The organism is Pseudoalteromonas sp. SG45-2 (assembly GCF_014164115.1).
GTDB classification, from domain to species: Bacteria; Pseudomonadota; Gammaproteobacteria; order Enterobacterales; family Alteromonadaceae; genus Pseudoalteromonas; species Pseudoalteromonas distincta.
Genome location: NZ_JACJEO010000001.1, coordinates 156,840 through 182,031, shown reverse-complemented (window position 1 = coordinate 182,031; position 25,192 = coordinate 156,840). Strand labels below are relative to the sequence as shown.

Annotated in this window: 22 protein-coding genes; 10 read left to right on the top strand and 12 right to left on the bottom strand. The window is 39.4% G+C overall.

Going from position 1 to position 25,192, the window contains the following annotated elements; genetic code table 11:
- Positions 1-56: 56 nt before the first annotated feature.
- Complete coding sequence (locus H5116_RS00780) at positions 57-1,178, top strand: S-(hydroxymethyl)glutathione dehydrogenase/class III alcohol dehydrogenase (protein WP_002960732.1); 1,122 nt, start codon at positions 57-59, stop codon at positions 1,176-1,178.
- Between the two features lie 72 nt (positions 1,179-1,250).
- A complete protein-coding gene (fghA, locus tag H5116_RS00775) occupies positions 1,251-2,093 on the top strand; it encodes an S-formylglutathione hydrolase (protein ID WP_024595630.1) in 843 nt (280 codons plus the stop codon).
- Here fghA and H5116_RS00770 read toward each other — a convergent pair.
- On the bottom strand, positions 2,047-2,421 hold the full coding sequence (locus H5116_RS00770) for a hypothetical protein (RefSeq protein ID WP_008134020.1): 375 nt from the start codon (positions 2,419-2,421) through the stop codon (positions 2,047-2,049). The two genes, fghA and H5116_RS00770, sit on opposite strands and share 47 nt — an antisense overlap.
- 513 nt (positions 2,422-2,934) lie before the next feature.
- Here H5116_RS00770 and H5116_RS00765 point away from each other — a divergent pair.
- Together H5116_RS00765 and H5116_RS00760 are read left to right on the top strand one after the other, a co-directional pair.
- A complete protein-coding gene (locus H5116_RS00765; RefSeq protein ID WP_002960738.1) occupies positions 2,935-3,351 on the top strand; it encodes an MgtC/SapB family protein in 417 nt (138 codons plus the stop codon).
- Positions 3,352-3,500: 149 nt separating this feature from the next.
- Entirely contained in the window at positions 3,501-4,685 is a 1,185-nt protein-coding gene (locus H5116_RS00760) for a DUF1624 domain-containing protein (RefSeq protein WP_182715344.1), read from the top strand.
- A gap of 62 nt (positions 4,686-4,747) precedes the next feature.
- On the opposite strand, the gene H5116_RS00755 is transcribed toward H5116_RS00760, so the two are convergent.
- The gene (locus H5116_RS00755) at positions 4,748-5,773 is read right to left on the bottom strand and encodes an energy transducer TonB (RefSeq protein WP_182715343.1); all 1,026 of its coding nucleotides are present in this window, start codon (positions 5,771-5,773) and stop codon (positions 4,748-4,750) included.
- 181 nt (positions 5,774-5,954) lie between these two features.
- The gene (locus H5116_RS00750) at positions 5,955-7,862 is read right to left on the bottom strand and encodes a beta-ketoacyl synthase (RefSeq protein ID WP_182715342.1); all 1,908 of its coding nucleotides are present in this window, start codon (positions 7,860-7,862) and stop codon (positions 5,955-5,957) included.
- Positions 7,863-7,988: 126 nt separating this feature from the next.
- Here H5116_RS00750 and H5116_RS00745 point away from each other — a divergent pair, with 126 nt between their 5' ends.
- Both H5116_RS00745 and H5116_RS00740 read left to right on the top strand, forming a co-directional pair.
- Positions 7,989-8,999 (top strand): GlxA family transcriptional regulator, encoded by a 1,011-nt coding sequence (locus H5116_RS00745; protein WP_182715341.1) that lies wholly within the window; start codon positions 7,989-7,991, stop codon positions 8,997-8,999.
- Between the two features lie 88 nt (positions 9,000-9,087).
- Positions 9,088-10,314: an EAL domain-containing protein gene (locus H5116_RS00740; protein WP_182715340.1), complete on the top strand. Its 1,227-nt coding sequence runs from the start codon at positions 9,088-9,090 to the stop codon at positions 10,312-10,314.
- 16 nt (positions 10,315-10,330) lie between these two features.
- On the opposite strand, the gene H5116_RS00735 is transcribed toward H5116_RS00740, so the two are convergent.
- Genes H5116_RS00735 through H5116_RS00725 form a run of 3 tightly spaced genes read right to left on the bottom strand, consistent with a single transcriptional unit; the run spans position 10,331 to position 13,363 of the window.
- Positions 10,331-10,843: an MgtC/SapB family protein gene (locus H5116_RS00735; RefSeq protein WP_002960746.1), complete on the bottom strand. Its 513-nt coding sequence runs from the start codon at positions 10,841-10,843 to the stop codon at positions 10,331-10,333.
- Positions 10,844-10,851: 8 nt separating this feature from the next.
- On the bottom strand, positions 10,852-11,964 hold the full coding sequence (locus tag H5116_RS00730) for a GNAT family N-acetyltransferase/peptidase C39 family protein (RefSeq protein WP_182715339.1): 1,113 nt from the start codon (positions 11,962-11,964) through the stop codon (positions 10,852-10,854).
- Positions 11,965-11,968: 4 nt separating this feature from the next.
- A complete protein-coding gene (locus H5116_RS00725; RefSeq protein WP_024605990.1) occupies positions 11,969-13,363 on the bottom strand; it encodes a RimK family protein in 1,395 nt (464 codons plus the stop codon).
- A gap of 293 nt (positions 13,364-13,656) precedes the next feature.
- Between H5116_RS00725 and H5116_RS00720 the strand changes: the two genes are divergently transcribed.
- Positions 13,657-14,007 (top strand): zinc ribbon domain-containing protein YjdM, encoded by a 351-nt coding sequence (locus H5116_RS00720; RefSeq protein WP_182715338.1) that lies wholly within the window; start codon positions 13,657-13,659, stop codon positions 14,005-14,007.
- Between the two features lie 139 nt (positions 14,008-14,146).
- On the opposite strand, the gene H5116_RS00715 is transcribed toward H5116_RS00720, so the two are convergent.
- From H5116_RS00715 to H5116_RS00690, 6 genes are all read right to left on the bottom strand, one after another.
- The gene (locus H5116_RS00715) at positions 14,147-14,650 is read right to left on the bottom strand and encodes an REP-associated tyrosine transposase (RefSeq protein ID WP_182715337.1); all 504 of its coding nucleotides are present in this window, start codon (positions 14,648-14,650) and stop codon (positions 14,147-14,149) included.
- A gap of 170 nt (positions 14,651-14,820) precedes the next feature.
- The gene (locus H5116_RS00710; protein ID WP_182715336.1) at positions 14,821-15,582 is read right to left on the bottom strand and encodes a BRO family protein; all 762 of its coding nucleotides are present in this window, start codon (positions 15,580-15,582) and stop codon (positions 14,821-14,823) included.
- Between the two features lie 404 nt (positions 15,583-15,986).
- Positions 15,987-16,463, bottom strand: a complete 477-nt coding sequence (locus H5116_RS00705) for a GreA/GreB family elongation factor (protein WP_010555055.1) — start codon at positions 16,461-16,463, stop codon at positions 15,987-15,989.
- 182 nt (positions 16,464-16,645) lie between these two features.
- Positions 16,646-17,581, bottom strand: coding sequence for a protein translocase subunit SecF (secF, locus tag H5116_RS00700; RefSeq protein WP_182715335.1), 936 nt, complete (start codon positions 17,579-17,581; stop codon positions 16,646-16,648).
- A complete protein-coding gene (gene secD, locus H5116_RS00695; protein ID WP_182715334.1) occupies positions 17,574-19,412 on the bottom strand; it encodes a protein translocase subunit SecD in 1,839 nt (612 codons plus the stop codon). The genes secF and secD overlap by 8 nt, the downstream gene beginning before the upstream one ends.
- A gap of 108 nt (positions 19,413-19,520) precedes the next feature.
- Positions 19,521-19,982 (bottom strand): hypothetical protein, encoded by a 462-nt coding sequence (locus tag H5116_RS00690; RefSeq protein WP_182694981.1) that lies wholly within the window; start codon positions 19,980-19,982, stop codon positions 19,521-19,523.
- A gap of 101 nt (positions 19,983-20,083) precedes the next feature.
- Here H5116_RS00690 and H5116_RS00685 point away from each other — a divergent pair, with 101 nt between their 5' ends.
- From H5116_RS00685 to H5116_RS00675, 3 genes are all read left to right on the top strand, one after another.
- Complete coding sequence (locus tag H5116_RS00685; protein ID WP_182715333.1) at positions 20,084-21,862, top strand: ABC transporter ATP-binding protein/permease; 1,779 nt, start codon at positions 20,084-20,086, stop codon at positions 21,860-21,862.
- Between the two features lie 240 nt (positions 21,863-22,102).
- Positions 22,103-24,181, top strand: coding sequence for a M13 family metallopeptidase (locus tag H5116_RS00680; protein ID WP_182715332.1), 2,079 nt, complete (start codon positions 22,103-22,105; stop codon positions 24,179-24,181).
- A 258-nt stretch (positions 24,182-24,439) separates the two neighbouring features.
- Positions 24,440-25,153 (top strand): YebC/PmpR family DNA-binding transcriptional regulator, encoded by a 714-nt coding sequence (locus H5116_RS00675; protein WP_002959761.1) that lies wholly within the window; start codon positions 24,440-24,442, stop codon positions 25,151-25,153.
- Positions 25,154-25,192 lie beyond the last annotated feature (39 nt).

The following is a 25,192-nucleotide window of genomic DNA, read 5'->3' as shown; positions in this document are numbered from 1 at the left end:
CAAGCAAATTGGGTCTACAATTATTTTTTAATAGCCAGTTAAAGGAAATAAAACACATGTCTGAATTTATTAAATCAAAAGCTGCCATTGCTTGGGGTCCTAATCAACCACTTAGTGTTGAAGAAGTTGATGTGATGATGCCTAAAAAAGGCGAAGTTATGGTAAAAATTACCGCTACAGGTGTGTGTCATACTGATGCATTTACATTATCAGGACAAGATCCTGAAGGCATATTTCCTGCTATTTTAGGTCACGAAGGAGCTGGTGTTGTCTATGCAGTTGGCGAAGGCGTAACGAGTGTTGAAGTGGGGGATCATGTTATTCCTTTATACACTGCAGAATGTGGCGTATGCAAAATGTGTACTTCAGGTAAAACTAACCTGTGTTCAGCCGTGCGCGAAACACAAGGTAAAGGCCTAATGCCAGACGGCACTACACGCTTTTTTAAAGATGGCCAACCAATTTATCACTACATGGGTACATCAACTTTCTCTGAGTACACTGTATTGCCAGAAATCTCACTTGCTAAAGTAAATAAAGAAGCATCACTAGAAGAGATTTGCTTACTAGGCTGTGGTGTAACAACGGGCATGGGCGCAGTTACCAACACAGCTAAAGTAAAGCCTGGCGACACTGTTGCTATATTTGGCTTAGGCGGTATTGGTTTGTCTGCGATTATTGGCGCAAAAATGGCTGGTGCAGGTCGTATTATCGGTGTTGATATAAACACCACTAAATTCGATTTAGCTACAAAACTAGGTGCTACTGATTTAATTAACCCAAAAGATTTCGACAAGCCAATTCAAGAAGTTATTGTTGAAATGACAGATGGCGGCGTTGACTACTCGTTTGAATGTATCGGTAATGTTGACGTAATGCGCTCAGCGCTTGAGTGTTGCCACAAAGGTTGGGGTGAGTCGGTCATTATTGGTGTGGCAGGTGCAGGCCAAGAAATATCAACCCGTCCGTTTCAGCTGGTAACTGGGCGTGTATGGCGTGGTAGTGCATTTGGTGGCGTTAAAGGCCGTTCACAACTCCCTGAAATTGTTGAGCGTTACATGGCAGGTGAATTTGCTCTTAGCGACTTTATTACTCACACAATGAGCCTTGAAGATATTAACGAAGCGTTTGATTTAATGCACGAAGGCAAAAGTATTCGTACAGTCATTCATTACTAATAAACTGCATTCGTAAAATAGCTTATTAATAAGCCGTAATACTTTTAAGTTTACGGCTTTTAAGGATTAAGTATGTTAGAAAATATCTCAAGTGTAAAAGTGTCTGGCGGTTGGCATAAGCAATATACTCACAGCTCGCAAAGTACACATTGCACTATGCGCTTTGCCGTATTTTTACCACCTGGCGCAAGTGAAGCAAATAAAGTACCGGTACTTTATTGGTTATCGGGATTAACCTGTACCGACGAAAATTTTATGCAAAAAGCCGGTGCATTTAAAAAAGCAGCAGAGCTGGGTATTGCTATTGTAGCGCCTGACACTAGCCCGCGTGGCGAAAACGTACCCAATGAAGACAGCTACGACTTTGCACAAGGCGCAGGCTTTTACGTAAATGCCACGCAAGCTCCTTACAACACCCATTTTAATATGTACGATTATGTTGTTAGTGAATTACCAGCATTGATAGAGCAACATTTTCCGGTAACAAGCACAAAAGCAATTAGCGGTCACTCTATGGGCGGGCACGGTGCATTAATGGTCGCACTTAAAAACCCGACTGCGTTTGTAAGTGCCTCGGCTTTTAGCCCTATTGTAAATCCGATTGAATGCCCTTGGGGTGTAAAAGCATTTACTGGTTATTTAGGAAATGATAAAGCGCTTTGGAAGCAATACGACAGCTGCGAGCTGATGAAAAACGCAGAGCAAGCTAATTACTTACCTATGTTAGTGAGTCAAGGTGATGCCGATGGTTTTTTACAAGAACAACTTAAGCCAGAAAACTTAGTCGCTATTGCAGATAAAAAAGGCTACCCGCTTACACTTGAAATGCAAGCAGGCTACGACCATAGCTACTTTTTTATAAGCAGCTTTATTGACCAACACTTATTATTTCATCATCAGTTTTTAACTGCTTAGACTCATTAGTGTGTAGAGATGACTTTTCTACCTCTACACACTCTTTTAGACTTTTAGTGACCTGCCTACATACTTGCGTAGTAGTGCTTTCCCCTTTAACTAGGCTAACAAGAGCCGAATCTATCTTTAATCCCATATCAGTAAAGTTAAATCCGTTTTTATCTGTAGGTACTGGCTCTAGTGGGTTTTTATAAGGTGTTGACTGCGCCGGGCTAATACTATTTTTATCATTACGCGCCTGAGATTGTGCTTGCCCATCAATAATAGCGCCCGCAACTGTACAGCCAGAAAGGCAATAAAAAAACAAAAGTACAATAATTGTTTTCATCATTCATCCTTAACAAAATATTACCTAAATTGTATACGTTTTTTATTGTAACTCTGTAAAAAAATGTAAGTATTACTACCTAAAATCATTTATAAACTTTCTTGTAACACCCACCAGCTGCAATATAAAAAATGGCGACCCTAAATAACCTAAAATTTTATTAATGGTAGGTTGTAAGTGTTCTGTGAGAAGTTCAGGAAATAAAAAAGCAAAAACAGATAACCCAGCGCAAAATAGTAACGCTGTTTTTTCAAGTTTAGTGGGTGTGATTAATGTTTTATTTAAAGGCGAAAGGTTCACATAGGTGTCTTTTAGGTATGATAAAAGAGTACGGGGCTTTAAAACTCAGATCAAATTAACTATCGCGTAAAATAGTAATAAAAACATGTAAAAGTTTCCTCAATAATTTTTATTAAACTCAGCTTCCTACAATAAACCATTGATTATTAGTTATTTATGCAATGGCCCACTGTTTGCTTATTATTAACAAAATTAACCCGCATAGGCTCAATAATGGAAATTGATTTACAGTGGAATGAAATCATCGATAACTTAATACATTTAGGTATTGCCTACCTACTTGCGCTACCTATGGCTTACGACAGAGAGCGTAGCCATGATGGTGCAGGCCTTCGTACCTTTCCTCTTGTTGCTGTTGCATCGTGTGGGTATGCATTAATAGCGATGTCGGTTTTAGATGGCGCAGAAGCTCAATCTAAAATGTTGCAAGGCATCATTACTGGCATTGGTTTTATTGGCGGTGGCGCAATTTTGAAAAATAACAAATCAACCTCCGGTACAGCAACCGCAGCCAGTATTTGGAATATGGGCTTAATTGGTATAGCTGTGGCCTATAGCCGTTACGAAATAGCCATTTTGCTTGCCATTATTAATTTTATAACGCTAAGGTATGTAAAAAAGTTTAAGTGATAATTGGCTGTATTATTACAAGTAATGCGAGCAAATATTGGTCGTATTACGTGTGTATAATCACTGGTAAAATATAAATACACGATTTCAATTTGATACAATATAACATATAATAAATACAGTTTTAAATCACTCTATATAGCTCTCTTATGCCGCTACCTTCAACCGATAACCGCTTACATCATATTGATATATTACGGGGCATTATAATTATATTTATGGTTATTGACCATGGTATGTATTATTGCCTTAATTACTCAGTTACCGATCCGATGACTATTCCAGGGACTGATCCCGTTACCTTTTTTACGCGTTTTGTTTCTCACTTTTGCGCACCACTCTTCGTATTCTTAGCAGGTCTATCTGCGGCTATAACAGAGCATAAATATGTATCCACTAAAGCATTTTCACAAAGCTTGATTATTCGTGGTTTAGTGCTAATTTTGTTTGAATTTACTATTGTTTCGTGGTCTTGGAGCTTTAACCCACTATACCCAATGCTATACGCACAAGTTATTTGGGCTATCGGCTGGGGCTTTGTTATTTTAGGACTGCTGCGTTTCCTGGGCATTTATGCCATTTTTGTAGCAGGCTTATTACTGGTGTTTGGGCATAATTTATTTGATGGAACAAGCTTTGAGCCTAATACATTTGCACATACTGCTTGGTCTATTGCACATCAAAAAAATGTACTTGATCTCCCTTTTGATTTTCAAATTAGAACAACCTACCCAGTTGCCCCTATTGTTGGCTTAATGGCATTGGCATATTGCGCTGGTGTTTATTACAAAGCGCAACAATACAGTAAAAAAGTGATGAATCACGCATTGTTATTAGGGGTTACTTGCCTTGCGCTTTATGGCATTTTACGTGGGTTTAACTTATACGGTGACATGTCACAGTTTGCTATACATACAAACTCATTACTCACTGTTATGTCGTTTCTAAACCCAACAAAGTATCCGCTTTCGCTGCAGTTTATGTTACTTACTGTTGGCCTTGGGCTTATTTCTTTAAAGGCATTAAGTGGTTTAAAAACCGATTTTTCGCATAACTTTTTACAAGTCCTGGGTAAAACAAGTATGTTTTCATACCTTGTGCATTTGTATTTATTACATGCTATCGCTTGGTTACTTATACCTATTCTTGGCTTTAATTTTAGCGATATGACCTACGCAGATACGCTCGTTGGTTTGCCTGAAGGTTATGGCATGAGTTACACAGCAACACTTTTATTTATAGCCGTTGTAATAGGGCTAACAACCCTACTCGCTAAGCGATACATTGTTTGGAAACGAAGCCACAAACATAGCTTAATTGCTAAATATATATAAGTAAAAACACAAACCCCGCATAATATTTGCGGGGTTTTATATCATTAACCAATACGTAAAACTTATAAAAAGCTATCACCACTTTGCTTTAGCGTTACGGTTTGTGCTTGAGCGCTTTTAATTAATAACCCACAACGCACATCGTTTTGTGAAATTACAATTTTATCAATTGTGCTTGTATCGTAATTTACTACTTTGTTCTCGCAGCGTAACTGAACTTTAGTTAGCGGCATTTGCGCTTCAAGCGCTACTTCACTTTTTGACAATAAAGGTAATACCGCCTGCTTAGGCAATAGCTCTATTTGTTGTTTTATATCGCCAGAACTTTTATAAATATCATTAACTTGAGCTAATAACTGCTTCTTATTTTGCTGTGTAAAAGTGATGGATTCAATATTGCCTAACGCATCTATTGCGTCATAGGCACGTACATAATCTTGTTTTGATATAAACCATTGTAATGCATTTTTTATCACACGCTTTTGAATTTGATCTGGTAGGTTACCTCTAAATAAAAACGCTTCGTTGATGTGCTGATCAAAGCTCTTCCAGTCTTGTACAAAATAACTGTGCTGGCTTTTAAGCCATGCAAGCAAAACAATCTCAACCGTATTTTTCGTATGTTCGTTTTCTAACTCATTAATACGGCTTTTAGCTTCATCGTATTTCTTTTCATCGATTAACTTACTAGCTTGTTCATAATCATTAAAAAAGCCGCGAGACGCTTTATCATTTGAAAATCCAGCATGTAAATTTTGCGAACTTACAGTAATAGTTTTTGCTACAGGTATAGTCTCGCCATTTAATTTTGCACTTTTGTAGTTGAGCTTAGACACGTAATCCATTACTTCTCTTTGATACTTTTTTTGACCAGCTGTAGCTACAATTTCGATATCGCTCACTTGGCCGTTTTCATCAACAAGATAACTACTTAAATTAATTCCTTCTAATCGAGACGCACGCGGTGAGGTATTAGTAAGTTGATCGTAATTTTTATTAATCACCTCAGCAGGGACAAAGTCGTCAGCAAACGCAGGGAGTTGAGTAAAAGCAGAAGTAAAAGAAAGCGCTAATATGAGTTTTTTCATCGATTTTATCCATCCTAGATAGTGTTTATATAATAGAAACAAACGATCGATATAAAAGCAAGTGTAAATACAAAAAATTAGTTCATTTAATGAGCTTAACTTAGAAAAAACTTAATAGATAAATATATTTGAGACATTAAAAAAGGCGCTTAAAAAGCGCCTTGCTAACAAGTATGTGTGCTTAAAACATATCTTGATAGGAGTTTGTTGTGCTAAACGTAATTGCTTTTTCAAAGCCTGGTAACTGAATACTTTGCTCGTCTATTACAATGTCGTTGTCGTCAATAAGTCCGTCGCCAAAGCGATAAATAAGCTCGTACTGGCCTAAATCAGCTTGCGTTTGATACGTTTTCTGCGAAGCGCTAACCACACTATTTTTCTGTGTGTAACTAGTCATAACATCATCGCCATGGCGCTTAGCAAGCATTTGCATTGTTACTTTTGGTGAAAGTACAGTCGCTGTTGCATTATTACCGCCAAAGCCTTTTGAATTTATAAAAGCAATATCCATATCAGCGCACTCGTAATGGCTATTACGAATATCAAGATGGTCGCTGTAAACATCATCAGCCACTTTATCAATAGTGGTAATACCCGGCATAATATTATGACTAAATATGCCTAACGCAATCGCTAACTGGTCACCACTTGCAGGTGCAATAGTATGGCCAACATACGCTTTTGCCGCTGTTACTTTCCAGTTATCAATAGCAAACGTTTGCGCTACTTTATGATAAATCAAAGACTCTGTTACACGGTTTTGCGGTGTACTAGAACCATGGGCTAAAATAAAGCTACGTTCTTGCAGTGCTTCTTTACCTAATAAGCTGCTAGCAAGTGCGGCTGATTTTGCCATTGTAATATAGTTACCAGGGCCAGGTGATGTAATCGACTTTTTAACGCCATCTGCATTTACAAACACATCCGGTACGCTGCCCATAATATCAGCGCCCAACTCAAGGGCTAAAGCATCATCCATTAAAATAGCAACTTGCGCGCCCTCACCTAATGTAAAGCCACAGTTATCGCCAAATGGGCGGCTGCTATTACGGTAATCTGGTTCTTCATCATTTGATAAGTTATCTAAACGGCGCAAACCTTCAACGTTTGCAAGTGCGCTCATGTTACCAAAGCCTTCTACAACTTCTGGTGTAATAGCACACTCAACACTTGCGACAACCGCAACGCGTGTACGCCCTGCTTGTATGTCATTAACCGCTGCACGTAAATTATATAAAAACGTTGCACATGCGCCCGAGGTCGAAAACGTAGTCCCTACATTGCCCGTAACATAGGCATTAATAAAATCGGTAGACATTGTATTTAAGCCCAGTGCTAACTGCTTAGTGCTAACACGGTCGCCTTGTTGGCGCGCTTTTACTAAACCACCTAGGCCTTTGTCGTCCATTTGGCCAATTACCGATGCTGAATAGGTACCAATTTTATCTGGCTCTACGCTATTCATAATATGCTGCCAATCAAGCCCTGTTGATTTAATCGCATCTGTAGCTGCAAAAATAGTGGCTTGCAAACCACGAGGCTGATAGCGGCTGTTATACATAACTGATGGATCAAACCCAGTCGGAAATTGCCCAGCAGATTTAATTGGGTTATCGCGTGTTGAGTCATGCTTTACGTCTAAGTCGGCTGCAATAGTTACTTTAACTTTTTTGCCTTCAAGCTCTTCAACTTGCCAGCTAGCTGGAATAGGTGCAGGTAAGTCGCGAGCACGCGTTTCAAACACAATTGCGTTATCGCTTGATGCGGTTAGTGTCATTTTTTGCTGCCACGGTGTTGCGTCGGCATCAAAGTGTTCTTTTTCAATTTTACGAATAAGTGTACCAGCAATAATTTGCTCACCAAAGCGTGCTTCTATGTCGCTTTGCTCAACATTATTACCTTGTGTATCTTGTAATTGGCCGTTTACAACGCTTACTAGATTCATCAGTGTGGCGAGGCCTAAAAATGTTTCACTGCGATCTTGAGCATTTAAACTATCTAACACGATACGGCGATAACCTTGATGAAAAGAAGTACGGCCAGCGGCGTTAATGCCACCCATGCCTACTATAACGGGTAATGCTGTCATAATTTACCTTTTAGAAACGTGTTATAAGGAGAAGAGGCAGTTTAAATGGATTACGCACCACACATTGTGCTTTAATAGCCAAATATTCAGCACAAAAGGCCAAAATGTACTGGTCGGAGCATTTATATGACTGATAAACACACTAATCCACCTCTAAACATTGCTATAGCGGTATATCCGCATTTATTAGTGACTAGTTTAACGCTGCCTATAGAAATGCTGAGAGCCGGCGAGGCCTTTGCTAAAGGGCATCTTGATAAGCAAAGCTTTAGGCCACTTGCTATAAATTTAGTGGCTAAAAGTGCTGAATCTATACCCACCCGTGCAGGCCTTGCTATAAATCCTGATTGCATAACAACTAACGCGCCCTACAGCGATTTGATTATAGTGCCGGGTATTTGGCGGAACCCACGCCCAGTGGTGCGAACAAATCAAGAAATAGTTGATTGGCTAAGTGAAAGCTTTAGCGTAGGCAGCCATATAATTGGTGTCGGTACTGGCAACTGTTTATTAGCTGAGGCTGGCTTACTTGATGGCCACCCTGCTACCACCCATTGGCATTACGCCAAACAATTTAGCCATGACTACCCGCAGGTGCGCTTAAAGCCCGACTTTTTTATAACCCAATCAGAGCGCATGTATACCGTAGCAAGCCTTAATGCCCTTGCAGATGTTATCGTACATATTATCAGCCAGTACTACACAAAAGCCGCCGCGCAGCATGTAGAGCGTAATTTTTCGCACGAAATACGCAAACCCTACGAAGATCAACGCTATTTAGAAGGTGCAGTAGACCGCCACCCCGATGAGCTAATTGCGCAAATTCAATTTTGGCTAAAAACGAATTTAGCCACCGAGCTAAACTTGCAAGAAGTCGCTGCCCAATTTAGCTTAAGCTATCGTACTTTTACCCGCCGCTTTAGAGCCGCAACGAACCAAAGCCCTATTGAGTATTGGCAACAATTACGCGTAGAAGGTGCGAAAGAGTTATTAGCATCATCAAATTTATCAATTCAAGAAGTGGCTTTAGAAGTTGGATATAACGACCAAGGGCATTTAACCCGCGTGTTTAAAAAAGTATTAAGCCAAACACCCAGTGGCTACAGAAAAGTAGTTAGGAGAAAGTTGTTTGGCTAACCAGCGACGACACTCTAAATTGGCATTTTTTTATACATAAATTATACTCTTATCAATAATATAATTTACGCCATACCAAGGTAACTGCATGAGAGATAAACTTAGTAAGCACCTTTTTGATCCACAAAGCGATGCTTCTATTGAATCAAAGTTATTAAAGTTACTTTCACTTGTACGAAAACATTTAAGTATGGAAGTCGCGTTTATTTCAAAATTCACCAATACTGAGCGCGTTTTTAAAGTGGTAGATAACCAAACTACAAATACATGCGTATCAGTAGGTAATTCAGATCCAATTTGCGAAACTTACTGTAAAAAAATATCTGATAACGAGCTAGAACAAATAATCCCTAATACTCTTGAGCACCCAATAACCCGCAACATGCCAGTCACAGAAAAGCTAAATATTGGCTCTTATATTGGTGTACCCATTATTTTATCCACCGGAAAAGTTTATGGAACTTTTTGCTGTTATAAAACCGTATTAGACAATGCCCTGAACGACAAAGATTTGTCATTTCTTAGGCTCATTTCTGAAATAGCTACTGAGTTAATCGAAAAAAAAGTTCAGTCTGACATTTTAAATAATGAGTCAAAGTCGCTTATTGAAAATATTATAAAAACAAACGATATTACGATTTATTTTCAGCCCATATTTAATTTATCAACCAACCAACTTTCGGGTTATGAATCTCTGTCACGCTTTTTTATTGAACCCTATAAAACACCTGATATTTGGTTTAAAGATGCTGAAAAACTGGGTTTAGGAGAAGCATTAGAAATACTTGCTATACAAAATACATTACATTGCTTAGATCAATTTGATGAAAAAGCTTATATCACTATAAATACTTCACCTCAGCATATTTTATCAGGCTCAATAGACAAAGTATTACAAAGCATCGATTGTAATAGAATAATTTTAGAAGTGACTGAACATTCACCTATTTTAGACTACCAAGCGATGCGAACTGCACTTCAACCATTAAGAAGCAAAGGCGTAAGATTAGCTATAGATGATGTTGGAGCTGGCTATTCGTCTTTTCAACATATTTTAGAATTAGAGGCAGATATCATTAAGTTAGATATAAGCCTCACTCAAAATATAAATAAAGACAGTAGAAAGTTTTTATTAGCTAAAGCACTATGCGGATTTGCCAAAGCTATTAATTGCTCAATTGTAGCTGAGGGTATAGAAAATCAAGATGAATTAAACACACTAAGAAAACTAGGCGTTGATAACGTACAAGGCTATTTTATTGGGCGCCCAGCTCCTATTGAAGATGCCATCCAATATCAAACAATTACGCTATAATTAATAAACGCCACTTTTAGTGGCGTTCTGATTCGTTAAATTCTTTTCGATAATAGCGCTTTTGATAGTTTTTTACTTTAGTGTGTACGCCTTTGCTTAAGCTTTTAAATTTAGCCTCAAGTACGTCTACACCGTATAAAATACCGACCACCAGCACCGAGAGTTTTATTGCAGCCCCAAGGTTTTCTGTCGCTATCATCACGCCTATTGATGCAAGCACCCAAATGGTTGCAGCAGAGGTTACGCCAACTACCGCACCATCTTTTGCGAGCATAACGCCTGCCCCTAAAAAGCCAATACCTGTAATTATTTGCCCAACTACACGAGAATGATCTATTACATCCCCTTGTAAATTAAACGCAGTGGATAAAAACAAATACGTACCCAACGTTATTAGGGCTGATGTACGAATACCTACAGGCTTGCCGCGCAATTGGCGCTCTATTCCAATAATAGCACCACAAAAAGCCGCAGTACCAATAGCTGCCCATGAATACGGGGCTACATCAATTAAATCTAAAAAAGTCACTGTTAACCTTATATTTTATTAGCTATAGCCACCGCCGTTCTTAAACGTTGGCTACCAAACGCTGACATTTTGCTAAAATCACTTCGTGCAATAGGTACATATTGGCAATCTATTGCGAGCTGTTTATCGTTACCGGGCTCACAAAACGGATCGTGAACATACACGCAGTGCTCATCAAGGTGCGTAACACACACCCAGTGTGGCGATTTTTTACCATCAAAACTGTATGTACTAATTAATAACAGCACACTAAAGCCTTTACTTAACCACTGCTCAATATGCTCAAGCTCTACATCTTTATACGTAAGCGGTATATTTGCTTGTGCAATACCATCTACAAATTGTTGATGCACGGTGGCAAGTACCACTTTTTTGTTTTCGTTACGTACGCCATCTAAAAACAAAGGCTCTGTGGTATTAACCATTACCTCGCTTTTAAAACCACGCTTATTAGCCCCAAGTGCCAAACCAAACGGATGGCAACCACCATGACCCGATGTCATAAAAATGGTGGTACCTTCACGCCAAAGTGCCAGCTCATGCGATTGGGTAAGCTCAGTTGTTGGCTCAAGTGCGCCCATTGCCATTAATAGTGCAGCAGGTCCGCACGTAAACTCAGTAGTTTGCTGATACCACGGCGTTAAACGCGCCACTTTTAACTCACTCGTTTGTCGAATGTTTTTTTGCATTCGTAGTGCGTCACTGTGGTCATCGTAATAATCGCTATATTGACCAAACACTCTGTAACCTAAGCTTTTATAAAGCCCTATCGCACCTTGGTTATTTACAGCCACTTCTAAACGAAGGTAAATACGCCCTCGCTCATACGTTTCTTTTTCAAGGCTAGTAAGCAATGTCTTTGCAACGCCCTTACCTTGCATTGTAGGTTTTACAGCAAGCGAATATAAACGCGCTAAACGAGTCCCTTTATGGCACCACACTAATCCATATCCACATACTTGCTCGCCATTTTGGGCAACGAGTAAAATACCGTGTTTTGCACTAAGCCAGCGTTTTAAACTACGCGGACTTAATTTATCGTTATTAAAGCAAGCGTTTTCAACGTCAATCAGTGCATTTAAATCACTACTAAGCGCCTTTCGAATAACAAGGTTGCTCATGTTATTACCCACGGCCTCGTGCTTCTAAGCGTTGTTTAAACTCATCCATAATGATCATGTATAGCTCGTCGCCTAAATAGCCGTCTTCTACCTTGTGATCAATACTTGGGTTGTCGTTTACTTCAAGTACATATGCTTTGCCTTGATGCTCTTTAACATCTACGCCATATAAACCCCTACCCACTGTTTTACATGCTTTTAATGCTGCATCTAACACCGCTTTTGGTAACTCAAAGGTTGGTAGAGTTTCAAAGCCGCCAGAGAAAAACCGTTTAGCGTCGTGGTTATAAATTTGCCAATGGTTACGCGCCATTAAATAGCGGCATGCATAAATTGCACGGCCATTTAACACACCCACTCGCCAATCATATTCGGTATACATGTACTCTTGTGCAAGCACTAATGCGCTATATTCAAACAGCTCTGTAAGCTTAGCGGCAAGCTCATCACGGTTTGAAACTTTAAACACACCTTTTGAGAACGACCCTTCAGGCATTTTTAAAACAAGCGGATACGTAAACGCTTCTTCTAATTGCTCAAGCGTTTCATTTGCTTGATCAGCCACTACAACCGTTTTTAAACTTGGCACTTTTTGATAATTAAATGCATCGTGTAAATACACTTTATTACAACAACGTAAAATAGACTCAGCATCGTCAATAACCACTAAACCCAGGCTTTGCGCTTTGCTTGCAAGGCGATACGTTGGGTGGTCAATCGCTGTAGTTTGGCGAATAAATAACGCATCAAACTGGGCAATGTTATCAATTTCGTCAAAGCTTAATGCTTGTGCATAAATACCGTGTTTAGCCGCTGCTTTAATAAAACGTGCAATGGCGTCTTTGTCACTCGGTGGTACTTTTTCGTTATGATCAACAAGTATTGCCATGTCCCATCTAAAACGACGTTGCACAGAACTAATACGCCACTGCGTTTTAGTAAAGTTATCTAGCTTGGCTACAAATTCGCTGTACTGCTGCTCGCTTAAAGACGACATCGAGCCTTGTTGCAATAAGCCTTGCTCATCAACAAATAAAATAGGCGTTGGGTATTGTTTAAATACCGACTTTGCCGCTTTTGATTGTAAATCGTTTTGGGCATTACCAAAATAAAGTGTGCCATCTATTTGGCCCACATTTAACATAGGAGCTTGGCCACTACGAAGTGCATTAATGGTTTTTACACTGGGTAAAACTTGGTGTTTGCGCGCCTCAGCAAGTAACGAGCAATAGTAACCTTTGCTCAAGTATTGGCTTGAGTCGCACAGATTAATAATGCGTGTTTTTGGTTCGTTATGTTTTGGGTAATCACGTAAGTAGGTATTAAACGTAATTACATTTTCGAACGATTGAGCAAGAGTTTGCTCGTTGTTATCAACCACAATTAAGGTTTTAAACACGACTTTTCCTAGTTAAGTCAAAATATAAAAAGCATGCTTAGTAAAATACTAAGCATTATAAATAGAAACACCCATCGTACTAAGTGGGCATTGCGCGAATCACTTAATATGATGGGTGCTTTAACAGGTACCTACTGTACGAGTTAGCGCTTAAATTGCTTAAGCGACATGTGCTTTATATGCCCTTTTTTAAAAACGCACAAACGAGATATTTTTAGCGTGAAGATGAAAAATATTGATTAACTAATAATGCAGATTAAAATACGCAAAACAACACCTTATGAGAGTTAAAAATGTCGCTGCCTGCTTGCCCAAAATGCCAATGTGAATATGTTTACGAAGACCAACAACTGCTTATTTGCCCCGAGTGCGCCCATGAGTGGAACCCAAATACTACAAATGATGAAGACGCAATTTTAGTAAAAGATGCCAACGGCACTTTACTTAATGATGGCGATAAAGTGACCGTAGCCAAAGATTTAAAAATTAAAGGCAGCTCGCAAGTAATTAAAATTGGCACCAAAGCGGTCGTTAGAAGAGTGCTTGATAAAAAAGATCACGAACTTGATTGTAAAGTAGAAGGCATTGGCGAAATGATGGTAACAGCGAAATTTGTGAAAAAAGCTAATTCGCAGGTCGGATAAATGGCGAAGCCATGCCATCCGACGCGTAATAAAGGCCAAAGTTATTTCATTCAACAACAAACTTTTGTACAAAGCTAAAGTGTATTATGTTGCTATGGCTTTGTCGGATGGCGCTTCGCTTATCCGACCTACAAATAATTTATATCTTTTCGCCACACCAGTTATTCGTATAAATCCCTCGCTTTACGGCTCTGTGAAAACTTGAATAAGGCCAATCAACTATTCGACTAACTAGACCATGCTTTAACGGATTAAAATGAACATAGTTAACATGGTGCCAATAATCATTATCATCCCTGATGGTATGTTCCCAAAAACGGCGTTGCCAAATTCCTCGCTCATTTTTACGTTTTCTTGTTTGAGTTAAAAACTCTGTTTTTGGGAGTGATTTTGAAAATCGCTTTTTAATTTCTCGCCAGCGCCCAGAATAATCCGTATCGTTGTCTGGCAAGGTTAAAACCGCATGAAGGTGATCGGGTAGCACAACCCATGCATCTATATAAAATGGCCTTTGGAATTTAACAACGCGGATAGACTCTCTTAATAAATCAATATGCTCAACTAACAACGATTTATTACGGTCGAGCAAATTAACAGTAAAAAAATATGACCCTCCTTTTACATAATTCCGACGATATTGCATTGTATGTCCACTATATTATTAGATACCTATTAGATAAATAAAGCGTAAATTTAGGATATATACAACATTGGCGTAGGTCGGATAAATGGCAAAGCCATGCCATCCGACAATAGATTTATGAACAAAGGTAATAGTTTATCGTGTTGGTAATTAGGCTGGGTGTCCCCTAATTATTTATCTATTTGTAATTCTTTAGCTGCAGCAACTAATACATACATAGGGAATTGAAGAACTTCCTGCGATTTAACTATGACTCTTCTTGATGGTTCTCCTTTTTCTGCACAGATTTTTATACACCACCCAAGAACAAGCTGCTCCTCTGTTTTGTCAATTCCGTGTAAATTACAAAAATCCATAACACACATAAAATCAATTTGTTGATTGTTCGATTCTATATTTTGTAATTTATTGCCAAGATGATTTAGCATTTTTTCATGTGTATTAAATTGTTCCTGAGTTTTACGTTCCAACTCTTCTCTTTGTTCAATTTCCATTAAAAGAGTAGTAGCTAGCCTTTTAACATCAGAGTCTTGAGAAACTAACGGTGGTGGGTATTCACCATATTTGGTTAATGAAGGTACAACCTCATGAAACAACCATCTTTGGAAAGTTTTACCTGCAATAGTTTTATCACTAGATAAAACTCGATATAACCCAGGTTGTGTAACAAAAATTTCTTCATCATCAGAATACTTGCCACCTATGACTGGTTCCATAATATATTCATCTGAATCAAGCGCATTCAATTGCCCTTTAAGCACGTTCACCATAGATTTAGCGACATGATTTTCATTAATTTCACGATTTTCTTTATTTAACGTAATAAGTACGTCTCTTAAAGAAACATATAAAATATCATCTCTATGAAATGTTCTTATATCGCTAGAACCAGTTTCACCTGTATAGCAAACTTTGACTAAATTATTATTCATGTGCTTTAAATGAACTCCTAAATTGATGTAGTGAACTAGCAACTTACCGAACACCACTTTGGGGTTTTATAACATCCCAAAACGACGTGTATTACTTAGCCCAGTAATTCCACTAAATAACTTCAATGTAAACAAATGATTAGCCATGTTATAAAATAGGCTCTGTTGTTTTGCACCAAAACGACTTTTAATAGTGTTATGAGACAAAATTACCTTTGTCGGATGGCGCTTCGCTTATCCGACCTACATTTAAAGATTACATATTCACCACGTCAGGTATTAAAGCATTGACGTAGGTCGGATAAGTGGCGAAGCCATGCCATCCGACAATTAATTTATAAAAAAGCGTTTATTACTTTGGTATGGCTCTGCCAGTAAACGTTTCTCTCTTAAAAACCAAAGCTTTATAAAATCTCTACCACTACATATTCGTGGGCTTTACCTGCAATTGTTAACGTAATTTCATCATCAATCTGTTTATTTAGTAACTGCTTACCCATTGGTGCGCCGGGTGTTACAACAGCAATTGCGTGCTTTTTAACGTTTACTGTTAAACCACCAGCTGCAGGGCCTAAATAAAACCATTTTTGGGCTGCGTTATCATCTTCTAAACACACCAACGAACCGATAGCTATTTTGTCGGTTGGTTTTTCATTAAAGGCAGGTTCGAACAATTCTATGCTTTTATAGCAATCGTTTACGCGCTGGGCTTGGCCTTGTGCTAAATAAGCGGCTTCGAGCCCTAGGGTATCGTATTTGTTTTCGGCTATGTTTTCTTCATGTGTGGCGGTGTCGTGCGCGGTTTTTGCCGCTACTTTTGCTGTTGTAAGCTGCGCTTCTAGCGCAAAACGAAGATGTTCGATAACGTGGGTTTTATTCATGGGGATTAATACAATACTGGCAGTAAAAATAAGGCAGTTAGTTTAACATTTTTGCTAGGCTTAAAACCATTGTTTTAAACCCCCGCAAGTTTGGTGGGAATACTAGCGGGGCTTAAATTAGCATTAAACAAGCAAAGAGCTGTTGGTTGGTGCAGCTCTTTGCTTGTGCTTTATTAAAAACCTTATGGCATATCTAATAATGTTTGCGTGTGGGCATCTACTTTAACTTCGTAGTTTTTAGCGCTTAAGCCCAATAGCTCTGGCAAGGTTGCCGCTATACAAATAGACGAGAACGTACCCACTACAATGCCGGTAAATAATGCTATAGCAAAGCCTTGCAGTGGTGCGCCTGCAAGTAACCAAACGCTCGCAACCGTCGCAAGTGTGGTACCCGACGTTATTAAGGTGCGCGTTAGTGTGCTTTTAATCGCATTATTAATAATAGTCGCTGGGCTAAGTACATTATTTGATTGAACACGTAAAAGCTCACGCACTCTATCCCCCACTATTATTGAGTCGTTAAGTGAGTAACCAATAATAGCCAGTAAGCTGGCCAGCACGGTCAGGTTAAACTCAATTTGTAATAGTGAAAATAACCCAAGTACAAGTATTAAATCGTGCACTAGCGCAACCACAGAGCCTACCGCTAATCGCCATTCAAAACGCACTGCAAGGTAAATCATTACCGCAATCATTGCAGCAAACATTGCTAAACAGCCTTGATCAAATAACTCATCGCCCACTTGTGAGCCAATATAAGCTGACGATAATACCTGTGCGTTTATATCATCGTTTTGTGTAACAGCGCTTTGCCAATCAAGGCTATTAGCTGTTGTTGATGCACTTGGCGCTTCTCTTAATTGAAAATGACTATTACCTTGCGCGGTTAGCTCAAACTCACCGTTGTGATTTTTAGCAATAAACGATTGAAGCTCTTTTAGTTCAACACTTTGGCTGGTTGTAAACTCAGTTAAATAACCGCCGGTAAAATCTAGGCCAAAATTTAGACCTTTTTGCGTAAGCGTAAATACGGATAGCAGCACTAAAATGGCACTTAAAAGCATACCCATAAAGCGTAAACGTGTGCCCGCCTCGCCTTTCAAAAAAGTGTTAAGCATGTGCTTTTTCTCCTACTTTTTTACCCATTTTTAAATACAACGTTTGGCTTAATATTTTTGATACGTACACACCTGTAAATACAGACGTTAAAAGCCCCAGTGCGAGTGTAATGGCAAAACCTTTAACGGGCCCATAGCCTATGCCGTATAAGATAAGTGCGGTTATCATGGTGGTTATATTGGCATCAAATATTGTATTTGCGGCTTGTTTATAACCCTCTTGAATAGCTTGATATGGTGCACGGCCTTGGCGGCGTTCTTCTTTAATGCGTTCAAATATTATTACGTTAGTGTCTACCGCCATACCTATGGTTAGCACCAGGCCAGCGATACCCGGAAGCGTTAACACAACCCCTGGTAATAATGACATTAAGCCCACAAGCGACGTTAAATTTAATATAAGTGCCACGTTTGCAATAAGGCCTAAACGACGATACCAAAGCGCCATAAATGCAAGGGTAATACCCATACCTAACATAAGCGCGGCTAAGCCATTACTAATATTTTCGCTGCCGAGGCTTGGCCCTATTGTTTGTTCGTGCACAATTGTAACGGGTGCTGTAAGCGAGCCTGCACGTAGTAATAATGCCAGATCGGCTGCCGCTTGTTGGCTTTTCATATTGGTAATACTAAAACGCGAACTTAAATGCTGAGCAATATTGGCAACGTTAATAACTTCGCTTTTTTTAACTACTTCGCCTTTAGCATTTTGAGAGTACTCAGAGTAAACCGTCGCCATTGGCTTACCAATATTGGCTTTTGAAAACGCCGACATTGCATCCCCGCCTTGGCCGTCTAGGCTTAGTTGTACCAATGGTTTACCCCAATCGTCGCGGCCTATGTTTGCATTATTAATATGATCGCCTGTAAAAATTGGCACAGGATCGAGCTTTATCTTTCCGCCCGATTGCATATTAAATGTTTGCCCGCCAATTTCTTTTAATTGATAAAAACCAAGCGATGCTGTTGCACCAATAATACGTTTTGCTTCGGTTGGATCTTGCACGCCTGGTAGCTCTATACGAATGCGGTGCTTTCCTTGGCGCTGTGTTACCGCTTCGGTAATGCCTAACTCTTCAATACGTGAACGAAGGGTTGTGAGTGTTTGCCCCATTACTTCTTTATCAAAGCTGCTGCGGCCTTGCTCCGAATAACTAAATTTGGCAGTTTTAACGCTGCCGTTATTGCTTGTTACAACGGCTAAATTAGCAAACCGGCTTTGTAGCTCTTCAATAACGGGGGTTAACTTGTCTGTTGCATTAGGCAATGCGTTTATTTCAAACCCGTGCTGAGTTTGCTGCGCTTTTACGCCATGTGCTTTTTGCTTAATAATGATTGATTTAGCTTGTTGATACGCACTGACTAACTGCTCATCAACGGCTTTATCTAAATCTACGTCTAATACAAATAGCACACCGCCATTTAAATCAAGGCCCAGCTTTATTGGTGATAAACCAAAATTTTGTAACCATGTAGGGCTGGTTGCATGCTCAACAATTTTAACTTGCGTGTTTGGGTATTGCGCTTTTATAGCCGCTTGTGCCTGAGCGCTTTTAGTTGGCTCGTTTAAAAGTACATTAATAGTTGATTGCTTATCTAAACCCTGCTCAACCTCTAACCCTTGGTTATTTAAAAAAGTAACTAGCGTTTTAGTGCTCGGTAAAGATTGCGTTTCACTGTGCGGAGCAGCACTGATGTGCAACCACGATTTATTTGGGTATAAATTTGGTAATGCGCTGATAGCTAATAAAACCAATACTATTAGCATGGCTATATAGCTTAATTTGAACTTAGCCGTAGACGGTTTTTTGTCTTTTTTAAAACTTAACATGTTGAATCCTTATTGCCAGCAAAGCTAGCAACGTACTTTTTAAAAGCACAATTAATCTGCAGGCTAAAACTTTAAAAGTTAAAACCTAATAAAATTAAATAAGGAAAATTAAGCGTGGTAGGTAGTTACAGCTCTGTAGAGTAAATTAACGTCTTTCCAGCCACTCAAGCGCGACTTTTTACTATTAGTTACAAGCGTATACCAAGGCTGTATAGGATTAATCGCTCTTGGTCGTAAGAATATATGCCTAACAAGATTTTGAGCAAAAAATTCAAAAACCACATCGTATTCTGGCTCACTTTGAACAGTGTGCAAAAACAATGATGAATTATTGGCAGTTAACCTTGGTTGGTGCGCGTCAAAATCGGTTTGATGCGTTTTTTTATGCTGCGCAGTATCTACAGACTTACTAATAGGCTGTATTTTAGTTAAATCGGCAATATCAGTAAGCGAAACCTGCGTACTAACAGTAATATTTAAATTTTGTGAGGCGCCCATAGCATTGCTCTGCACACTAAAAAGTGCAGCAAGTAGCAAAAAGGCAGTTAAAAACACTCTAAATTTAAACATTCACGTTTTAAAACTAAAATAAGGGATGCGTAGTATATAAGGGCAAGCATTTAAAATACAATGCTTATTAATTAAGTATTTAGTTTTAACAGAGATCACTAATGCGCCCCAGACAAAGCACAGAAAAACGCCCCGACGCCATGAATTTACGCCAAAGTGTAAAAACACTGTGGCCCTACCTTACAAAATTTAAAGGCCGTGTTTTTATTGCACTTATGGCGCTTATAGGCGCAAAAGGTGCCACTTTGTTAATGCCGTGGGCACTTAAAGAAATTATAGACTCGGTAGATAAGTCGATTAACCCACTGTTAGTTATCCCCGCTTTATTGTTATTGATGTACGGTGCACTGCGTTTTGCTAGCGTATTTTTAGGTGAGATAAGAGATGCTGTATTTTCTCGCGTAACCGAGCACGCTATGCGTGATATTGGTTTAAAAGTATTTAAGCATTTGCACTCACTTGAGCTGGCTTTTCATTTAGATAGGCAAACTGGCGGTATTAGCCGCGATATAGAACGCGGTACTAGTGGGTTAAGTTTTTTAATGCGCTTTTTAATGTTTAACATTGTGCCTACTTTGTTTGAAATACTGACCGTTGCGATTATTTTTGGCACGTTGTTTTCTGTTTGGTTTGCGCTGATTACATTACTGGCAGTTGCTATTTATATTACCTTTACTGTGGTGGTTACTCAGTGGCGAAACCGCTTTATTAGAGAAGCAAATGCTGCCGACAATAAAAGTAATACCCGCGCAATAGACAGCCTGCTTAATTATGAAACTGTAAAATATTTTAATAATGAGCAGTTTGAAGCCAAAACGTACGACACCTTTTTAGCAAACTGGGAAAAAGCCCGTTTAAAAAATAGAATGTCGTTGCTCGCCCTCAACTCAGGCCAAGCACTTATTATTGCCTGTGCTATTACCGCGTTAATGTGGTTGGGCTCAACCGAGGTAGTTGCAGGTACGCTTTCTATTGGTGAACTAGTGATGATCAACGCGTATATGATTCAATTGTTTTTACCGCTTAACTTTTTAGGCTTTGTGTACCGCGAAATAAGACGCGCGCTAACCGACCTTGAAAACATGCTTGGGCTACTTAACAAAAAACCACAAATAACCGATGCACTTAATGCTAAAGAGCTCAATATTAGCCAAGGTGAAATAACATTTAATAATGTAAGTTTTAGTTACGATGCGCATCGCCCTATTCTTAATAATCTTAGCTTTAGTGTTAAAGCAGGCAGCAAAGTAGCTATTGTTGGTGCCAGTGGGGCTGGTAAAAGCTCATTGGCGCGACTGCTTTATCGTTTTTATGATGTAAGCGCCGGTGAAATCAGTATTGATAATCAAGCAATAAACTCAGTTACACTTAATAGTTTACGAAAAGCTATTGCAATAGTCCCGCAAGACACCGTGCTGTTTAACACCACCATTCGTGAAAATATCGCTTACGGCAGACCATCAGCAAGCGATGCTGAAATTGACGAAGCCATTGCTATGGCGCATTTAAAAGACTTTATAGGCACACTTGATAAAGGCGATAAAACACTGGTTGGCGAGCGCGGTTTAAAAGTATCAGGCGGCGAAAAACAGCGTATTGCCATTGCCCGCGCTATTTTGAAAAAATCCCCTATTTTAATTTTTGATGAAGCAACATCTGCACTCGACTCTCATTCTGAGCAAGCAATTCTCGCAGCAATGCGTGAAGTTGCCAGTAACCATACGAGTATTGTTATTGCTCATCGGTTATCTACTATTACCGATGCAGACACCATTATTGTGCTCAAAGCCGGACAAATTATTGAGCAAGGTAAGCACGATGAATTACTTACACTCGCCGGAGAATACGCCCGTATGTGGGAACTACAGCATAAAAAATAAATAGTGTGTGACCCCTCTTAGCTCGGATACCTTCAAGTATTCGAGCTAAATAAAGCGTTTATAGAACCTATTAGCCTTTCTCTTTTCTCCTATATTAGTTTTATCGAGCACTGTGGTGATTCACCTCAAAAGATTTGTTTGTCTGATTAATATCAATAACAATCGATAAGTTAAATATTCGTAACAATAAAAATAATTCACTGCTGCTTTAATTAAATCAGTGATACTCAGGAGTAAGTAATGAAAAAGAGTTTAATTGCCGCAGCATTAGCTGCCACATTTATTACCGGTTGTTCAGAGCCGCAAACAACAAAAACACACGAGCAACAACCTAAAGTAGTCACTGCAGCAGTGACAGAAAAAGCAGAGTTAGGTAGTTTTGGTGTTGATCTAACAGCTCGTAACGAAGCAGTGAAACCAGGCGATGACTTTTTTATGTATGCCAGCGGCACGTGGTATGACAACTACGAAATGCCTGCAGATAAAACCCGCTATGGTGCATTTTCTGGATTAGCTGAGCGAAGCGAAGACGATGTTAAAGCTATTATTGAAGAAATAGCCGCACGTAAAGATTTAAACGCAGAAGAAAAACTCGTTGCTGATTTTTACAATGCCTATATGGATACCGAAACACTTAATAAACTAGGTGTAGCGCCAATCAAGCCATTGTTAAGTGAAATTAGTGATATAGCGTCAACCGACGATTTAGCTGAAATGTTTGGTAAATCTTGGTTAACCGGTAATAAAGCCCCTTTTGGCGGCGGCATGTGGTTTAATCGATTAGACCCTAACAAATATGAAATGTCACTAGGTGCGGGTGGGTTAGGCTTACCAGATCGCTCTTACTACCTTGAGGACGCTGAGCGCTTTGTTAAAACCCGTACAGCTTATGTTGCCCACATTGCTGACATGCTTGAGTTTGCAGGAGTAGAAAATACCGCTGAGCGCGCTCAAGCAATTGTTGATCTTGAAACCAAAATTGCACAAGGTCATTGGCCTCGTGAAAAGCGCCGTAATCGCGATTTAACGCTAAACCAAATTGAACGCGCCGATTTAAGCACTGCTTATCCTGGTTTTAACTGGGATTTATACTTTGCGCAAACAGGTTATAAAGTACCTCAGTTAAATGTATCTCAGCCTGAGCCAATAAAAGCGATGATTGAGCTAATCAATCAAGAAGATATTGCAGTATGGAAAGACTACCTAACGTATCACGCTATTAGCGGTAACGCAGGTTTACTATCAGAAGACGTATTTAATACTAACTTTGCTTTTTTTGGTAAAGAACTAAGCGGACAACAAGAGCCTCGCCCTCGTTGGAAGCGTGCAATCAGTGAAATGTCGGGTACAAGTTCGCTTGGTTTTGCTATTGGTAAAATATACGTAGCACGTTACTTTCCTGAGTCATCAAAACAACAAATGTCAGAGCTAGTTGAAAACCTTCGTACAGCCCTTGGTGAACGTATTGATAACCTAGAATGGATGGGCGATGAAACTAAAGTAAATGCGCGCGCTAAACTGGCTGCATTTGTACCAAAAATTGGTTACCCCAATGTATGGCAGTCTTATGAAGGTTTAAGCATTACTAAAAACGATTTAATCGGTAATGTGAAAAACATGCGTGAATTTTTTCATGCAGAAAGTGTTGAAAAAGAGCTACAAAAAACAGACCGTAACCGCTGGGGCATGACGCCACAACGCGTAAACGCTTACTACAATAGCTCGTTTAATGAAATTGTATTTCCGGCTGCGATATTACAACCGCCGTTTTTCGATCCAAATGCCGATCCGGCTGTAAACTATGGCGGTATTGGCGCTGTAATTGGTCATGAAATGGGTCATGGGTTTGACGATCAAGGTTCAAAATCTGACGAAAACGGTGTGCAACGTAACTGGTGGACTGATGCTGACCGCGCTGCATTTGACAAAAAAGCCGATCAACTGGCTGCGCAGTACAGTAAATACGAGCCAATCGAAGGTAATTTTGTTAATGGTCGAAATAGCCTTGGCGAAAACATTGGTGATGTAGGTGGGCTATCAATGGCTTATCACGCGTACAAGCTCAGTTTAAATGGTAAAGAAGCGCCTGTTATTGACGGCGTTACTGGCGATCAGCGTTTCTTCCTTGCGTGGGCACAAGTATGGAAAGAAAAACGTACTGAGCAAAGCATGCTTAACCAACTGCGTGGTGGCACACATGCCCCAGGTCGCTTTAGAGCACAAGCGCCGCGTAACCATGATGCATGGTACAAAGCGTTTGATGTAAAACCAGGCGATGCGTTATACCTTCCTGAAGATGAGCGTGTACGTATTTGGTAAGTAACACTTACTTTTTATTACTTAGTAAGGCAACCTGTTATACAGGTTGCTTTTTTATTGAATTAAATTTACACATAATAGATATAATTCCAACGTCTAGAACCCTCGATGATCCCATTAATAAAATACAGTTTACATGGCTTTTAAACGTTACCGATTTAATCTGTTTTAATACTTACTAGCCCTTGAATGCATTTACCTTTAGAATACGCATTATAATTTTATTCTATTATTTACATATATTAAGGCGAAACGCAGATGGGAAGAGCTTACCAAAACAAAAAAGATTCAATGGCTAAGACTGCGGGTGCTAAAACTAAAGTTTATTCTAAGTACGGCAAAGAAATTTATATTTGTGCAAAAAACGGCGGTGTAGATCCAGATGGTAACTTATCATTACGTCGTTTAATTGAACGCGCTAAAAAAGACCAAGTACCAGCACACGTTATTGACCGCGCAATAGACAAAGCAAAAGGCGGCGGCGGTGAAGACTACGCAGCAACACGTTACGAAGGTTACGGCCCTGGTAACTGTATGATTATTGTTGACTGTTTAACAGACAACAACAAGCGTACCTTTGCTGATGTACGTGTTTGTTTTACCAAAGCGAATGCTAAAATTGGCGCTCAAAACTCTGTTTCACATTTATTTGATCACCTTGCTATTTTTGTATTTGACGGTGATGACGACGAAGCAGTACTTGAAGCTCTTATGATGGCTGATGTTGATGTAACTGACGTAGAAGTAGATGACGGTAAAGTTACTGTTTTTGCTCCTCACACAGAGTACAACAATACACGTACAGCGCTTGAAGAAATGGGCGTGACTGAATTTGACGAAGACCTAATTAGCTTTGTGCCACAAATTGAAACGCCGATTGAAGGCGAAGACGTTGAAGTTATGGAACGCTTTTTAGCAATGTTAGAAGATTGCGACGACGTGCAAAACGTTTACCATAACGCGCAATTCTAAAGAGCGATTTAGTAAGTTAGAACGACTTTAAGCCAACAG

Bases quoted from the DNA above. Each gene is read 5' to 3' on its own strand.
- H5116_RS00765 (WP_002960738.1), top strand. From the start codon at position 2,935: ATGGAAATTGATTTACAGTGGAATGAAATCATCGATAACTTAATACAT.
- H5116_RS00750 (WP_182715342.1), bottom strand. From the start codon at position 7,862: ATGACAGCATTACCCGTTATAGTAGGCATGGGTGGCATTAACGCCGCT.
- H5116_RS00675 (WP_002959761.1), top strand. From the start codon at position 24,440: ATGGGAAGAGCTTACCAAAACAAAAAAGATTCAATGGCTAAGACTGCG.
- H5116_RS00770 (WP_008134020.1), bottom strand. From the start codon at position 2,421: ATGAAAACAATTATTGTACTTTTGTTTTTTTATTGCCTTTCTGGCTGT.
- H5116_RS00685 (WP_182715333.1), top strand. From the start codon at position 20,084: ATGCGCCCCAGACAAAGCACAGAAAAACGCCCCGACGCCATGAATTTA.
- secF (WP_182715335.1), bottom strand. From the start codon at position 17,581: ATGCTTAACACTTTTTTGAAAGGCGAGGCGGGCACACGTTTACGCTTT.
- H5116_RS00705 (WP_010555055.1), bottom strand. From the start codon at position 16,463: ATGAATAAAACCCACGTTATCGAACATCTTCGTTTTGCGCTAGAAGCG.
- secD (WP_182715334.1), bottom strand. From the start codon at position 19,412: ATGTTAAGTTTTAAAAAAGACAAAAAACCGTCTACGGCTAAGTTCAAA.
- H5116_RS00680 (WP_182715332.1), top strand. From the start codon at position 22,103: ATGAAAAAGAGTTTAATTGCCGCAGCATTAGCTGCCACATTTATTACC.
- H5116_RS00690 (WP_182694981.1), bottom strand. From the start codon at position 19,982: ATGTTTAAATTTAGAGTGTTTTTAACTGCCTTTTTGCTACTTGCTGCA.
- H5116_RS00710 (WP_182715336.1), bottom strand. From the start codon at position 15,582: ATGAATAATAATTTAGTCAAAGTTTGCTATACAGGTGAAACTGGTTCT.
- H5116_RS00755 (WP_182715343.1), bottom strand. From the start codon at position 5,773: ATGAAAAAACTCATATTAGCGCTTTCTTTTACTTCTGCTTTTACTCAA.
- H5116_RS00740 (WP_182715340.1), top strand. From the start codon at position 9,088: ATGAGAGATAAACTTAGTAAGCACCTTTTTGATCCACAAAGCGATGCT.
- fghA (WP_024595630.1), top strand. From the start codon at position 1,251: ATGTTAGAAAATATCTCAAGTGTAAAAGTGTCTGGCGGTTGGCATAAG.
- H5116_RS00715 (WP_182715337.1), bottom strand. From the start codon at position 14,650: ATGCAATATCGTCGGAATTATGTAAAAGGAGGGTCATATTTTTTTACT.
- H5116_RS00745 (WP_182715341.1), top strand. From the start codon at position 7,989: ATGACTGATAAACACACTAATCCACCTCTAAACATTGCTATAGCGGTA.
- H5116_RS00720 (WP_182715338.1), top strand. From the start codon at position 13,657: ATGTCGCTGCCTGCTTGCCCAAAATGCCAATGTGAATATGTTTACGAA.
- H5116_RS00780 (WP_002960732.1), top strand. From the start codon at position 57: ATGTCTGAATTTATTAAATCAAAAGCTGCCATTGCTTGGGGTCCTAAT.
- H5116_RS00730 (WP_182715339.1), bottom strand. From the start codon at position 11,964: ATGAGCAACCTTGTTATTCGAAAGGCGCTTAGTAGTGATTTAAATGCA.
- H5116_RS00760 (WP_182715344.1), top strand. From the start codon at position 3,501: ATGCCGCTACCTTCAACCGATAACCGCTTACATCATATTGATATATTA.